Annotated in this window: 9 protein-coding genes and 5 tRNA genes; 4 read left to right on the top strand and 10 right to left on the bottom strand. The window is 47.4% G+C overall.

All coding sequences use genetic code 11. The annotated features are described in order from the left end of the window. Positions 1-17: 17 nt before the first annotated feature. From VNE01S_RS13835 to VNE01S_RS13795, 9 genes are all read right to left on the bottom strand, one after another. Positions 18-956 carry an ABC transporter permease gene (locus VNE01S_RS13835; protein ID WP_053396198.1) on the bottom strand — a complete coding sequence of 313 codons (939 nt, stop codon included), beginning with the start codon at positions 954-956 and terminating at the stop codon, positions 18-20. A 2-nt stretch (positions 957-958) separates the two neighbouring features. After that, complete coding sequence (locus VNE01S_RS13830) at positions 959-1,936, bottom strand: ABC transporter permease (protein ID WP_053396197.1); 978 nt, start codon at positions 1,934-1,936, stop codon at positions 959-961. 172 nt (positions 1,937-2,108) lie between these two features. Further along, on the bottom strand, positions 2,109-3,659 hold the full coding sequence (locus VNE01S_RS13825; RefSeq protein WP_053396196.1) for an ABC transporter substrate-binding protein: 1,551 nt from the start codon (positions 3,657-3,659) through the stop codon (positions 2,109-2,111). Between the two features lie 86 nt (positions 3,660-3,745). Further along, positions 3,746-5,461, bottom strand: coding sequence for an ABC transporter ATP-binding protein (locus VNE01S_RS13820; RefSeq protein WP_053396195.1), 1,716 nt, complete (start codon positions 5,459-5,461; stop codon positions 3,746-3,748). 978 nt (positions 5,462-6,439) lie between these two features. Continuing rightward, positions 6,440-6,516 (bottom strand) — tRNA-Pro (locus VNE01S_RS13815). A 21-nt stretch (positions 6,517-6,537) separates the two neighbouring features. Beyond that, a tRNA-His gene (locus VNE01S_RS13810) sits at positions 6,538-6,613 on the bottom strand. Positions 6,614-6,657: 44 nt separating this feature from the next. After that, positions 6,658-6,734 (bottom strand) — tRNA-Pro (locus VNE01S_RS13805). Positions 6,735-6,883: 149 nt separating this feature from the next. Continuing rightward, a tRNA-His gene (locus VNE01S_RS13800) sits at positions 6,884-6,959 on the bottom strand. Between the two features lie 32 nt (positions 6,960-6,991). Beyond that, positions 6,992-7,068 (bottom strand) — tRNA-Arg (locus tag VNE01S_RS13795). Positions 7,069-7,358: 290 nt separating this feature from the next. Here VNE01S_RS13795 and VNE01S_RS13790 point away from each other — a divergent pair. Further along, positions 7,359-7,772: a c-type cytochrome gene (locus tag VNE01S_RS13790; protein ID WP_053396194.1), complete on the top strand. Its 414-nt coding sequence runs from the start codon at positions 7,359-7,361 to the stop codon at positions 7,770-7,772. Between the two features lie 55 nt (positions 7,773-7,827). On the opposite strand, the gene rep is transcribed toward VNE01S_RS13790, so the two are convergent. Further along, positions 7,828-9,846 carry a DNA helicase Rep gene (gene rep, locus VNE01S_RS13785; RefSeq protein ID WP_053396193.1) on the bottom strand — a complete coding sequence of 673 codons (2,019 nt, stop codon included), beginning with the start codon at positions 9,844-9,846 and terminating at the stop codon, positions 7,828-7,830. Positions 9,847-10,046: 200 nt separating this feature from the next. Here rep and VNE01S_RS13780 point away from each other — a divergent pair, with 200 nt between their 5' ends. The 3 genes from VNE01S_RS13780 to VNE01S_RS13770 are packed head-to-tail and all read left to right on the top strand — an operon-like array spanning position 10,047 to position 14,884. Further along, positions 10,047-10,628: a TetR/AcrR family transcriptional regulator gene (locus tag VNE01S_RS13780; protein WP_053396192.1), complete on the top strand. Its 582-nt coding sequence runs from the start codon at positions 10,047-10,049 to the stop codon at positions 10,626-10,628. A gap of 18 nt (positions 10,629-10,646) precedes the next feature. Then, entirely contained in the window at positions 10,647-11,750 is a 1,104-nt protein-coding gene (locus VNE01S_RS13775; protein ID WP_053396191.1) for an efflux RND transporter periplasmic adaptor subunit, read from the top strand. Between the two features lie 11 nt (positions 11,751-11,761). Then, entirely contained in the window at positions 11,762-14,884 is a 3,123-nt protein-coding gene (locus tag VNE01S_RS13770) for a multidrug efflux RND transporter permease subunit (RefSeq protein WP_053396190.1), read from the top strand. Positions 14,885-14,963: the final 79 nt, after the last annotated feature.

The raw sequence follows: 14,963 nt of genomic DNA, 5'->3' as shown, positions 1-14,963 counted from the left end.
GAAATCTTAGGCTTAGATCACCCTTTATAAATTTTTGGGTTAAACACATCACGTAACCAGTCACCCAACAGGTTGATGACAAGCACCAGTGTCACAAGAACGATACCCGGGAAGGCGGTAATCCACCAGGCGCCCGAGAAGATGTAGTTAAAACCAATACTGATCAGCGCGCCTAAAGATGGCTGGTCTACCGGTAGGCCTAAACCTAGGAAAGAGAGTGCCGCTTCAGACATGATGGCATTTGCCACCTGTACCGTGGAGATCACCAAGATGGGTGACAAACAGTTCGGCAGAATATGGCGGAACATGATACGAGGCGATTTAAAGCCCATCACACGCGCCGCTTCGACGTACTCTTTCTTCTTCTCGGCCAATACTGAAGCACGAATGGTACGCGCGTATTGCGGCCACTCTGCGACACCAATGATCACCACCAGCATCACAACCGCGTATTGACTGTAAAAGTCGCTACCGAAGCTGGCCTTGAAAATGGCAGAAACGATGATCGCCACCATCATGGTCGAGAACGACAGCTGAACATCGGCAAAACGCATCAGGAAGCTATCAACACGACCACCAAAGTATCCCGCCGATAGACCAATAACGATGCCCAAAATCAACTGCAGACCAACCGCTAAAAAGCCGATCGTCAGGGATAAACGCGAGCCATAAAGAATGGTCGAAAGAATGTCTCGCCCCTGCTCATCGGTCCCTAAAACAAAACGCTCTTCGCCCCCTTCCATCCAAGATGGCGGCAGTTCGGAGTCCATAATATCGATAGACGCCAAATCATATGGATCCGTCGGTGACAACAAAGGAGCCGCTAATGCCGTCACGAGGAAAAGCATAAAGACGGTGAAACTGGTCATCGCCACTTTGTCGCGTTTGAAGTGGTACAAAAAGTCCGATTGTTTGAAACGCTCCCAACGAGAAGGAGCTGCTGCTAATTGGCTCATGGTTATGCTCCCTTTCCAGTTAGGTTAACGGTTGGGTTAATCAGACCGTACAGAAGGTCAACGATGGTATTGGTGACCACGAAAATCAATCCAACAAAAATAACGTAAGCGGTGATCAACGGTGTATCGACTCGGTTGATCGCTTCAAGGAAAAGGAATCCGGTACCCGGCCACTGGAAAACCGTTTCAGTGAGGATGGTGTACGCCACCATAGTACCGATCTGCACGCCACCGACCGTCAGCACTGGCAGCATGGTATTTTTTAACGCGTGTTGGTAGTAAATCTTGTTGAGTGCCAAGCCTTTAGCTTTAGCAAACTTAATGTACTCCGAGCTCAATACTTCCAGCATTTCAGAGCGCACCAAGCGGATGAAGAGCGGCAACATAATGGATGCCAAAGAAATACATGGCAAAACTAAGTGTGCTAAGCCATCAAGCGTGAAAAAGCCTGATTCCCAGCCGAGTACATTGGCGGTTTCTCCCCGTCCATAGGAAGGCAGCCACCCCAATTCAATCGAGAATACATACATCAGCATAATCGCGGTTAAGAACACCGGAATAGAGATACCGACGCTACTGAAAGCCATAACGACTTTGGTGAAGAAGCTTTTGGGATGTATGGCGGAGTAAACGCCAAGTGGAATGGATAAAACGACAATGATAACGGTCGCCCCAAACACCAGCTCCAGTGTCGCAACCAATTTATCTAAAATCACTTCAACCGCCGGGCGTTTGAAGAAGTAAGATGTACCCAAGTCACCCTGTAGAGCGGCGCCTACAAAGCGAGTGTATTTTGTGATGAAGGGATCATTGAGGCCTAATTCGTCACGCAAAGCTTGACGCTCTGCTTCGGATACCGACTGACCGACTAACTCACGCAATGGGTCACCCAGATTATCCTGAATGGCAAACGCCACCAAACTGATCACAAACATCACTATCAGTGCCTGAAACAGGCGCTTGACCAGAAACGAAAACATTCCTTGCCCCTTAACTTTCCATAGTTTTTCAGCCTACAAGCGAAAAAGAACTGTGGCTGTTTTTTTTCAGCCTTAAAAGTGGCACTTAACCCGACTGAAACAAAGTTAAGTACCAAAGATTCCAGCTGGCATCCGACAGGTCGGATGCCATTTATTCCTTACTGACGATGGATTATTTCACCATTAGATCGCCAAAGTAAGGGTAGTTCATCGCATTTACGATTGGCGCGATATCAACGTTCGATTTTGCACCCCAAGCTAGGTTCTGCCAGTGTAGAGGTACGAATGCCGCGTCGTTGTACAAGGTTGCTTCAATGTTTTGTAGCATCGCCGCACGCTTCGCAGGGTCGGTTTCTACGTTTGACTCTTCAACCAGCTTGTCGACTTCAGGGTTCGAGTAGTAACCACAGTTGTACTGCCCTTTACCTGTCTCTTCGTTACGCGTCATGGTCAAGAATTCAGAGAAGTTCGCTGAATCTTCTGTATCTGAGTGCCAGCCGATCATTAACATGTCTGCGGCACACTTATCGAATTCAGGCCAGTATTGCGCTTTCGGCATGGTCTTCAGATCAACTTTGATGCCAATCTTAGATAGCATCGCCGCTGAAGCCTGAGCAATTTTCGCATCGTTCACGTAACGGTTGTTTGGCGCCATCATCGTCAGCGTGAAGCCTTTTTCATAACCAGCTTCTTTCATTAGCTGTTTCGCTTTCTTCAGGTCATAACGAGGCACAAGCTCCGCATCATAGCCAGCATACCCTTCTGGACCTTGCTGACCTGCAGTAGTGGCGAAACCTTTCATGATTTTCTTCACAATGCCTTCGTTGTTGATCGCGTGAACAATCGCCTGACGAACGCGCACGTCTTTCAGTGCTTCATTGCTGCTTTGGTTCATTTGGAAGGTGATGATACGCGTACCAGGCAACGTCACTAGGTCCACACCTTTCGCGCTTTTCACACGCTGGTGGTCATTTGGCGCAACTGGCGCAATCATGTCGACATCACCAGACAGCAGTGCCGCAACACGTGTTGCGTCTTCTTTGATAGGAACCAGTGTAAGCTTATCAACGTTACCTGTGTCATTATCCCAGTAGCCGTCAAATCGCTCGAACGTCACTTTCACGCCTTGCTCTCGTTGAGTAACGATAAACGGACCCGTACCAGAAACATTAGTCGACGCAAATGAGTTACCGTGCTTAACCACTTCGCCTTTATCTTTACCGTCTTCGGTTTGGCCCGAGTAGAACTTGCTGTCCATTGGGAAGATGTAAGTCGCGGTTTGTAGAACAAGCGGGTAAGCGCCTTTTGAAACTAGCTCAACCGTGTAGTCGTCTACTTTCACCATCTTTTCGTATGGTTCGAAGATAGCTTTAAAGTCTGGCGAGTTTTGCAGACGCTCAAAAGTCCAAACCACATCATCCGCCGTTAACTCGTTACCTGAGTGGAATTTCACGCCTTTACGCAGTTGGAAACGGAAAGTGGTGTCATTAACACGTTCCCACTTCTCAGCAAGACGCGCTTCAAAATCTAACTTTTGTGTATAGCGAACCAGCGGATCAAACACCATGTGAGACATTTGCAGTGTACCGCCAGATAGCTGCTCATGCGGATCAAGAGAAACTGGATCAGCATCGTAAGCGACGGTGATATCTGCTGCAGCTGCACTAAAGCTTAAGCCTGCTGCCATTAAAGCCACTGCTAGTTTGCTTTTCATGGTTTTCATTGCATAACTCCTTATGCGGGATTTATCCCTAGTTGTTGTATTTGCTTATGGTTTTTGCCCAATCAAGCGTTGGGAAATTCTATGACCTAAGCCGTCTTTACGTCTTCTCGTAAGCCGGTAAATTCTGGCATTAGTGAAATCAGTTGTTTGCTGTACTCGTGCTGAGGCGAGTTAAACAATTGCTCCGTCGGCGCGACTTCCAGCAAGGTGCCCATCTGCATGACACCCACTCGGTCACACATTTGGCGGATAACCGGCAAATCGTGACTGATGAACAGCATGGTCAAATTCAGCTCATCTTGTAAGTCTTTCAATAGATTCAAGATCTGTGCTTGGACGGAGACATCGAGTGCCGAGGTTGGTTCGTCACAAATCAGTAAGCGAGGACGAGTCGCCAGAGCGCGCGCAATAGAAATACGCTGGCGCTGACCACCAGAAAATTCATGTGGATACTTCACCCCAGCCATTCGACCCAAACCAACGTGATCAAGTAGATCATTGACGATCTGTCTGGTTTCGGCTTCGCTGTTGGTCAACTTGTGGAAACGGATTGGCTCGGCAATGATATCCGCAATTTTCATCCGTGGGTTCATGGATGAATATGGGTTTTGAAACACCATCTGCATCTGGCGACGAATTGGACGGCGTTCTTTTTCAGATTTGAGTGAAGTCAGGTCAATACCTTCAAAAGTCACTTTGCCTGAGTTAGGTTGGTAAAGACCGGCAATCACACGTGCAATGGTAGATTTACCCGAGCCGGATTCGCCCACCAAGCCGAAGGTTTCGCCTTCAAAGACCTCAAAGCTGACATTATTTGATGCCTGTACGTACTCACGGCGGCTTTCAAATAACGAGTCTTTCGTAACAAAGCGTAGGTTTACATTTTCCACATTCAATAGCGGACCGGTGTATTTACGCTGATCTTGGCTTTGACCCAGCCAGTGATTTTTCACATCGAGCAGTTCCATCTCGTGGGCTTCTTCGATATAGCTCACCAATGGGAAACGGTCGAGTTTAACGTCGGAACGTGGCACCGCTGAAATCAAACTGTGCGTATATGGGTGCTCGGGCGTTCCCAACACTTGCTTCGTTGGTCCAAACTCTACCAAGTCACCACGATACATCACGGCCACGCGATCGGTAACGTTAGAAACGACCCCCATATCGTGGGTCACCAACATGCAACCCACGTTATTTTCAATACACAAATCACGAATCAGTTGCAGGATTTGGTCTTGGATAGACACGTCGAGCGCGGTCGTCGGTTCATCAGCAATGATCAGATCTGGCTCACCAGCCAAAGCAATCGCAATCACCACTCGCTGACGCATACCACCTGAAAACTGGTGAGGGTACTGTTTAAGACGGTTTTCCGGTTGTGGAATGCCCACTTGCTGCATCAAAGCCAACGAGCGTTGGTAAGCTTCTTCGTCTGAAACGTTCATATTGGCATGAATCGTCTCTTTAAGCTGCTGCTCAACCGTAAAGAGTGGATTAAGCGAAGTCATCGGGTCTTGGAAAATAAACCCAATTTTTGAACCACGAACTTTACGCATTTGTTCTGGCGATAAACCGGAAATTTTTTCACCATCCAGGTAAACATCGCCGCTTGCGATCTGGCCTGGAGGGCTCAGCAAATCAATAACGGCGTTACCCACCGTTGATTTACCCGCACCAGACTCACCAACAACGCCTACTATTTCCCCTCGCTCAATATTAAACGAAAGAGATTTTACGGCGGCGTGTACACCATGGCGGGACGGGTACTCAATACGAAGGTTTTTAACTTCTAAAAGTGACATTAACCAGACCTCTACTGCTTCGGCAGCTTTCTGCCCTGTCTGAAAATTGAATCCATTCAAGCCAGTTAGGCACTGGCAATTTATAAGCTCATCAATTTGGCAAAAAATTCACAAAAAAGCAACAAAGGCAGAATAAAAACTCGAAGTTGCGCAGAAAACAAGCACCTTAACAAAATAAATATGCATTAGTGCCACATGATGAGTTACCAAGCCTTTTCTAAACCAACTCGATATAAACCTCTATATCGTTAGCTTATAGTTATTTTCTAGCTCCAATAGTTATAAGGAAAACCAGTAAAAAATCGAATAAAAAGTCACAGAGTGCCAACTAGGTCAATTAACAAAAATAAAACATAAATCTAGTTAAAAGTGAATTAAAAGGTAATTTGGGAATAACAACACCAAAATAACGGAATTTAAGACCACCCATATAGATAATTATAGTTTTAATAACCAGTCGGGATAATGAATAGTTTCGTTGTTTGTGGAAGTGCATACTTTTGTAGTACCGATCACGCAAGATCAGCAACGCAATGCTAGATTTAGAGGTTATGCTTCATAAGATATTAGTAAAACACAGAGACGCAATGGCGAAAATTCAAAGCGAATAACGCCTGTTATTGCTGAAGATATTTTGGATAGCTGTCGGTGAAATGCCCACTCTTTGGTATCAAACGAACCTCGACAAACAATCAGCAAGCTCAGAACGTAAAAAAGCCCCTGTCTTTCAACTGAGGCTCTAATAGTGCTCGGTGAAGAGCCAGGTTTTGAATCTCAGGCGAACCCCCGACCCAAAAACTGGCAACATTTAACAACCGCAGAATGTAAAAAAGCCCCTGTCTTTCGACTGAGGCTCTAATAGTGCTCGGTGAAGAGCCAGGTTTTGAATCTCAGGCGAACCCCCGACCCAAAAACTGGCAACATTCAGCAACCTCAGAACGTAAAAAAGCCCCAGTCTTTCGACTGAGGCTTTAATAGTGGTCGGTGAAGAGGGATTCGAACCCCCGACCCTCTGGTCCCAAACCAGATGCGCTACCAAACTGCGCTATTCACCGAGCTTATTCTTTTATAAAGAATGGGGTGGCTAACGGGATTTGAACCCGCGACAACCGGAATCACAATCCGGGGCTCTACCAACTGAGCTATAGCCACCATCAAATTTTGTTGTTTACCGCTTTAAGCGAAAAACGAAATAGTGGTCGGTGAAGAGGGATTCGAACCCCCGACCCTCTGGTCCCAAACCAGATGCGCTACCAAACTGCGCTATTCACCGACAATATTTGATCTTTTACTAACTTTACCTGAGGCTCGCCCTCTGGTCCCGCTATTCTCAAGACCTCGATGCTCTACCAAATGTAGTATTCACCGACTTTTCTTTTATCCTGACATTTATCAGAAATGGAAGCAAGGCTACCAGAATAATGGGGTGGCTAACGGGATTTGAACCCGCGACAACCGGAATCACAATCCGGGGCTCTACCAACTGAGCTATAGCCACCACTGAATTTTACCGACTTTTCCTCCGGGATATGGTACGCCCGAAAGGATTCGAACCTTCGACCTTTGGCTCCGGAGGCCAACGCTCTATCCAACTGAGCTACGGGCGCATGCCCCATCGGCGGAGTGGAATAATACGTATATCACCTTGGGCCGTCTAGTACTTTTTCAACTTTTTTTACTGTTTGACGCCTTTTTGGACAATTAAAGTGTGATAAACCCCTATTTCCCATTAGATAACTGATATGAAGGGGGTAACTTGCTGTTTATTGCAACAAGTTATCAGGATATAATCACCCATTATTTACATTGATTTAACAGCAATTCGCCTGTTGATTCAAACCACACTCTAATAATTAGGTAAGCAAGAACTTACCTTCAGGAATGTAAAGTGAGTTTAATGGATATGTCTCGAAAAATCTTAACCGCTTTGGTCGCTGCAGTAACTTTTTCTAGCGCCTCTTTCGCAGCAAGTATTAGCCAAGAAGAACATGATGCAATTGCTGAACGTATTAAACCTGTCGGTGATGTTTACCTGGCTGGTTCTGAACCTGTGGTTGCTGAGCCAACTGGCCCACGTGATGGCGCAACGGTTTACGGCACTTTCTGTATTGCATGTCACGCGTCTGGCGTGAGCGGTGCACCTATCATGGGTAACGCAGATGATTGGGCGCCTCGTATCGCTCAGGGTAAAGACGTACTAAAAGATCACGCAATTAACGGTTTCAACGCGATGCCAGCAAAAGGCTCGTGTATGGATTGTTCTGATGATGAGATCGTTGCAGCTATCGAACACATGATCGCAGGTCTGTAATTTACAGATAGCCAGAATACAAAAAGGGCTTGGTGAACTCACCAAGCCCTTTGTTTTATTTTTTGTTGAACATCGCTCTTAGGTTCGCAATATGCGCTTGTCCCTTAGCCATGCGCTCTTCTTGAGTTTGAGGCTTCTTGTGAACTTCCCACTCAACGTCATCAAAAGGCAGTTCATCCAGAAAGCGGCTTTGAGTCGGCTTAATTAACTCCCCAAACTGGCGACGTTCTTTGCATATGGTAAAGGTCAGCTCTCGCTGAGCACGGGTGATCCCAACATACATTAAACGACGCTCTTCTTCGACGTTCTCTTCATCGATACTGGTCTGGTGCGGCAAAATGCCTTCTTCAGAACCAATCAAGTATACGTACGGGAATTCCAAACCTTTAGATGCATGCAGTGTCATCAATTGTACCGCATCGCTGTCATCAGCTTCTTCACCGCGCTCCATCATGTCGCGTAGCGTGAGACGCTGAACCACCTCTTTTATCGTTTTTTCTTCTTGGTCATAGTTGTCACCTTCCAGATCCGACACAATCCAAGAATAGAGATCGGAGACGTTCTTCATCCTCATTTCAGCGGCTTTCGGGCTTGGCGAGGTTTCATACAACCAATCTTCGTAGTTGATATCACGTACCAGTGAGCGCACCGCTTCCACCGTATCACCGCGTTCAGCTTGGTCGGCGATTTTGACCAGCCAAGCGGTAAAGCGTCTTAAGTTTTCCAAGCCGCGTCCGGTCAACGACTGCTCTAAGCCCATTTCGAAGCTGGCTTCAAACAAGCTTTTACTCCGCATGTTGGCATAACTGCCCAGTTTTTCTAATGTAACCGGACCAATCTCACGACGCGGCGTATTCACAATACGTAAGAAGGCATTGTCATCATCGGGGTTCACCAGCACGCGCAAATACGCCATGATGTCTTTGATTTCAGCACGCGCAAAAAACGAGGTACCTCCAGACAGCTTATACGGCACACGGTTTTGCATCAGCGAGCGCTCAATCAGGCGAGATTGATGGTTACCACGATACAAAATCGCGTAGTCTTTATAGTCCGTCCGGTTAAGGAACTTATGCGCGATTAACTCACCAGTGACACGCTCGGCTTCGTGGTCTTCATTCTTGGCCATTAAGACTTTGAGTTTTTCGCCATCGGGGATCTCAGAGAAGAGCGATTTCTCGTACACGTGCGGGTTGTTGGCAATCAAAATGTTCGCCGCACGTAAGATTCGGCTAGTCGAGCGGTAGTTTTGCTCCAGCTTAATCAATCTCAGATTTGGGTAATCTTCACCGAGTAACACCAAGTTTTGCGGCTTAGCACCACGCCAAGAGTAAATCGACTGGTCATCATCGCCTACCACGGTTAAGCGACCGCGCTCACCCACAATCAACCTGACCAACTCGTACTGGCTGGTGTTGGTGTCTTGGTATTCATCCACCAGCAAGTAACGAATTCGGTTTTGCCAACGCTGACGCACTTCTTCATTGGTGCGAAGCAGCAATACGGGCAGCAGAATCAGATCATCAAAGTCCAACGCGTTATAGGCTTTCATTTGCTTTTGGTACATTTCAAAGCAGAAAGCGAACAACTGTTGCTGCTCTCCTTTGGCCTGCGCTTTCGCTTGATCGGGCGTCAGCATGTCGTTTTTCCAGTTTGAGATGGTACTTAACAGCTGCTTGAGCAAGTCTTTATCACCATCTAACTGCTGCTCAGTTAACTCCTTGAGCAATGCCATTTGGTCTTGGTCATCAAATAGCGAAAATCCCGCTTTCAGTCCCAGCGCTTTATATTCACGTTTGATGATATTGAGGCCAAGGGTGTGGAAGGTTGAGACCATCAAGCCTTTGGCTTCGTTCTTACCCAGAGTCTGCCCCACACGCTCTTTCATCTCGCGCGCCGCTTTATTGGTAAACGTCACCGCCGCGATGTTACGCGCCTTATAACCACACTGCTGAACCAAATAGGCAATCTTGTTGGTGATTACACGGGTTTTTCCCGAACCAGCACCAGCCAATACAAGGCAAGGCCCTGATACATACTTAACTGCTTCATCTTGTCTTGGGTTCAGCTTCATATGGGTCTCTGAGATGAAAAATGGTGGCGCCTATAATAATGGTGCATTAGGTGGATTGCCACGTTTAATCATGCCCTCGTCACATTGATGGACTAACCTCAACAACAATAAATTTTCATAAATAATAAAATGTTTTATTGCACAACCGTACAGCTTTCGGTCTATAATGAATGAACGTTCATTCATTGGATGTACAGTTTATGTCTAATAACAGTTCTTTAGATAAGAAAGAGCAGATCCTTTGTGCTGCAGAAAAGCTGATTGCCGAATCGGGATTCCAAGGTTTTTCGATGCAAAAGCTGGCCAATGCGGCAGGGGTAGCTGCAGGTACGATCTATCGTTACTTTGCGGACAAAGACCACCTTTTAGATGAAGTTCGATTGAACGTAGCAAAGCGCATTGCAACAGCGGTACAAGCAGGCGTAAGCGACGATATGCCCTTGAAAGAGCGCTATCGAACTATGTGGCTCAATATATGGCGTTTAGCCGGGTCTAACATAAATACACTGAGCAACCGTGTTCAATATGAATCTCTGCCCTGTGCCAACACGAATGAAGCGCGAGAAATAGAGCGAAAAATGTTTGCTCAAGTGGATCGCTTATTTCAAGAAGGTAAAGAGCAAGGGATTTTTAAACCTCTCGACAATCAGATTCTTTCAGGGCTGAGTTTTGAAGCTAGCGTTGCGCTTGCTCGAAAACATGCTTTGGGATTCTACCAGCTGGACGAAGCGGCCATAGAAGCGGCGATCGAAGCCAGTTGGGATGCAATCATTCAACATTAACTTGGAGTTCTAATCAGAATGAAAAAGTGGATCTTAATGCTATCAATTGTATTGATTCTATTTGGTAGCGTATTTGGATATCGCATGTACGATATCCAAAAACAAATGGAGAAATTCGCCAATATGCCAGAGCCTTCCTTCCCAGTGACCGTTACTGAGGTCAACACGGTGGATTGGGTTCCGGTGATTGAAGCGATTGGCTTCATTGAACCAAATCAAGGTGTGACAGTAGCCAATGAAACCAGCGGTGTGATTGACCAAATTCCATTTGAGTCAGGTACTCAAGTCAAAGAAGGTCAGCCTTTGGTACTGCTGGACTCGGCGGTAGAAAAAGCCAACCTAAAGAGTGCTCAAGCAAAACTGCCTGCTGCGCAAGCTAAATACAAACGCTACCAAGGCCTGTATAAGAAAGGGTCTATCTCTAAAGAAGCTTACGATGAGGCAGAAGCGAATTACTTCTCGCTACGCGCGGACATCGAAAGTCTAAAAGCGGCGATTGACCGTCGTGAAATCAAAGCTCCGTTTGCAGGTGTGGTGGGTATTCGTAATGTTTACCTTGGTCAATACCTGCAAGCAGGTACAGATATCGTGCGTCTTGAAGATACCAGCGTCATGCGCCTACGCTTTACTGTGCCGCAAACCGATATCTCCCGCATCAATATGGGCCAACAAGTCGATATCTCTGTCGATTCTTACCCAGAAACTACCTTTACCGGTTCAATCACAGCGATCGAACCCGCGGTAAACGTTCAAAGTGGTCTGATCCAAGTTCAAGCTGACATCCCTAACAGTGATGGCAAGCTGCGCAGTGGTATGTTTGCCCGTGCGAACATTATCCTACCTAAGCTAGAGAACCAGGTCACTCTGCCACAAACCGCGATCACCTTTACGCTATACGGCAACAATGTATACATCGTAAGCGAAGAAGACGGTGAAAAACGCGTTAAACAACATGTGGTCAAAGTGGGTGAACGCGCGAAAGACATCGTCCACGTCCTTGACGGTGTCAAACCTGGAGATGTGGTGGTGACGTCTGGTCAGATTCGCCTAAGTAACAATGCGAAAATTCGTGTCGTAGAAAGCGATGCGATTACTCCACCCGCTGAAACACCTATGCTGTAATTGGAGGCGTCATGCGCTTTACTGATGTTTTTATTAAACGTCCAGTTTTAGCGGTATCGATCAGCTTTTTGATAGCTCTGCTTGGTCTACAAGCCATCTTCAAAATGCAGGTCCGTGAATACCCTGAAATGACAAATACTGTGGTAACGGTTTCGACCAGTTACTACGGTGCCAGTGCCAACCTGATCCAGGGCTTTATAACTCAGCCTTTGGAGCAAGCTGTCGCACAGGCCGATAATATCGACTATATGACTTCTCAATCCGTGCTGGGTAAATCCACCATCACGGTCAACATGAAGTTAAACACCGACCCGAACGCGGCATTGGCCGATGTTCTGGCCAAAACCAACTCGGTTCGCTCTCAGCTTCCTAAAGAAGCCGAGGACCCAACGGTCACCATGTCGACAGGCTCAACGACCGCGGTACTTTACATTGGCTTTACCAGTGATGAGCTTTCTTCAAGCCAAATCACGGACTATTTAGAACGTGTAATCAACCCGCAGTTGTTTACGGTTAACGGTGTCTCTAAAGTCGACCTTTATGGTGGTATGAAGTACGCACTGCGTGTGTGGTTAGATCCTGCCAAAATGGCGGCTCTGAACTTGACTGCAACTGACGTAATGGGCGTGCTAAGCGCGAACAACTACCAATCTGCAACCGGTCAGTCAATTGGTGAATTCGTACTGTACAACGGCAGCGCCGATACTCAGGTGTCTAACGTCGAAGAGCTGAAGAACCTCGTAGTTAGCACGACCAAAGGCAACGTCACGCGTCTAAGCGATGTGGCAAAAGTGACTCTTGAGAAGAGCCACGACGTTTATCGTGCAAGCGCCAACGGCCAAGAAGCGGTGGTTGCTGCAATTAACGCAGCGCCGAGTGCCAACCCAATCAATATTGCGACCGATGTGCTAGAACTGTTGCCTCAGCTAGAGCGCAACTTGCCAAGCACCATCAAAATGGACGTGATGTATGACTCCACTATCGCGATTAACGAATCGATTAATGAGGTAATCAAAACCATCATTGAAGCGGCGTTAATTGTACTGATCGTGATCACTCTGTTCTTGGGCTCGTTCCGCGCGGTTATCATCCCTATCGTCACTATCCCCCTCTCTCTGATCGGCGTGGCGATGGTGATGCAAGCGATGGGATTCTCGTGGAACCTGATGACCCTACTGGCTATGGTACTGGCTATCGGCTTAGTGGTGGATGATGCGATCGTGGTACTTGAAAACGTCGACCGTCACATCAAGTTAGGCGAGTCGCCGTTCCGCGCAGCCATCATCGGTACGCGTGAAATTGCGGTACCCGTTATCGCGATGACGTTAACATTAGGCGCGGTATACGCACCGATCGCGCTAATGGGTGGTATCACTGGCTCACTATTTAAAGAGTTCGCCCTCACACTCGCAGGTTCGGTATTCGTTTCCGGTATTGTCGCGTTAACACTATCACCAATGATGTGTTCGAAGATGCTGAAAGCGAACCAAGAGCCAAGCAAGTTTGAGCAGAAGGTTCACCACTTCTTAGATGGCATGACTGAACGCTACGGCAAAATTCTCGGCAGTGTGATGCAAAACCGAGCGGTGGTAATCGTGTTTGCCTTCGTCGTGTTTGCCAGCTTGCCGATGCTGTTTAAGCTGATCCCAAGTGAGCTAGCACCATCGGAAGATAAAGGCGTTGTGGTTCTGGTTGGTACTGCACCATCTAACGTGAACTTGGACTTCATGCAAAACACCATGAATGACGTGAACAAGATTCTGTCTGATCAGCCAGAAGTCGAGTTCGCACAGGTCTTCACCGGTGTACCAAATTCAAACCAAGCATTTGGTATTGCCTCGATGTACCCATGGAGTGATCGTGAAGCGAGCCAAGCTGAAGTTGCCGGCCGTGTTGGTGCCTTGGTGTCAAACGTCCCTGGTATGGCGGTAGCGGCATACCAAATGCCAGAGTTGCCGGGCGCAGGTGGTGGCTTGCCTTTGCAGTTTGTCATTACAACGCCAAACGCGTTTGAAAGCCTGTTCACCATCGCAACCGAAGTACTCACGGAAGTGAAGTCGAGCCCAATGTTCGTCTACTCAGACTTAGATCTGAACTACGATTCGGCGACGATGAAAATCCGTATCGACAAAGATAAAGCGGGTGCTTATGGCGTCACCATGAAAGACATCGGTATCACGCTGAGCACCATGATGGCCGACGGTTATGTTAACCGTATCGACCTCAATGGCCGTTCTTACGAGGTGATCCCTCAAGTAGAGCGTAAGTGGCGCTTGAACCCAGAGTCGATGAACAACTACTACGTACGTTCAGCCGATGGCAACGCCGTTCCACTGGGCAGCTTGATTACGATTGACGTTGTGGCAGAGCCTCGCTCACTACCACACTTCAACCAATTGAACTCTGCAACGGTTGGTGCACTACCTGCGCCTGGCACAGCGATGGGTGACGCGATCGACTGGTTTGAGAATATTGCTGAAACCAAACTGCCAAGCGGCTACAACCATGACTACATGGGCGAATCACGCCAGTACGTCACCGAAGGTAGCGCACTGTACGCAACATTCGGCTTAGCGTTGGCGATCATCTTCTTGGTTCTGGCGATTCAGTTTGAATCTCTCAAAGACCCAATCGTGATCATGGTGTCGGTTCCATTGGCCGTGTGTGGTGCTTTGATTGCATTAGCATGGGGCACCGCCTCGATGAACATCTACTCACAAGTTGGTCTAATCACCTTAGTTGGTCTGATTACCAAACACGGTATCTTGATTTGTGAAGTAGCCAAAGAAGAGCAGCTGCATAACAACCGGAGCAAGGTGGACGCAGTCATGGAAGCGGCGAAAGTTCGTCTACGCCCAATTCTAATGACGACTGCGGCGATGATCGCAGGCCTTATCCCACTGATGTACGCAACGGGTGCCGGTGCTGCTCAGCGCTTTAGTATTGGTATCGTTATCGTCGCTGGTTTGGCGATTGGTACGCTGTTTACGCTATTCGTACTGCCAGTGATTTACAGCTTCCTAGCGGAGAAACACAAGCCACTGCCTGTCTTTGTTGAAGACAAAGATCTGGAAAAGTTAGCACGTGTTGACGAAGCCAAAGCTGCACAACGCGATTTAGCGGATAACCGATAATAGGTTGAAAGATAAAAAGGTCACTTCGGTGGCCTTTTTTCTTCCCTGTCATTTGGGTGAACCCAGCTCGATTTTTTAC

The organism is Vibrio nereis NBRC 15637 (genome assembly GCF_001591105.1).
GTDB lineage: Bacteria > Pseudomonadota > Gammaproteobacteria > Enterobacterales > Vibrionaceae > Vibrio > Vibrio nereis.
This window is presented reverse-complemented; position numbering and strand designations above follow the sequence as displayed.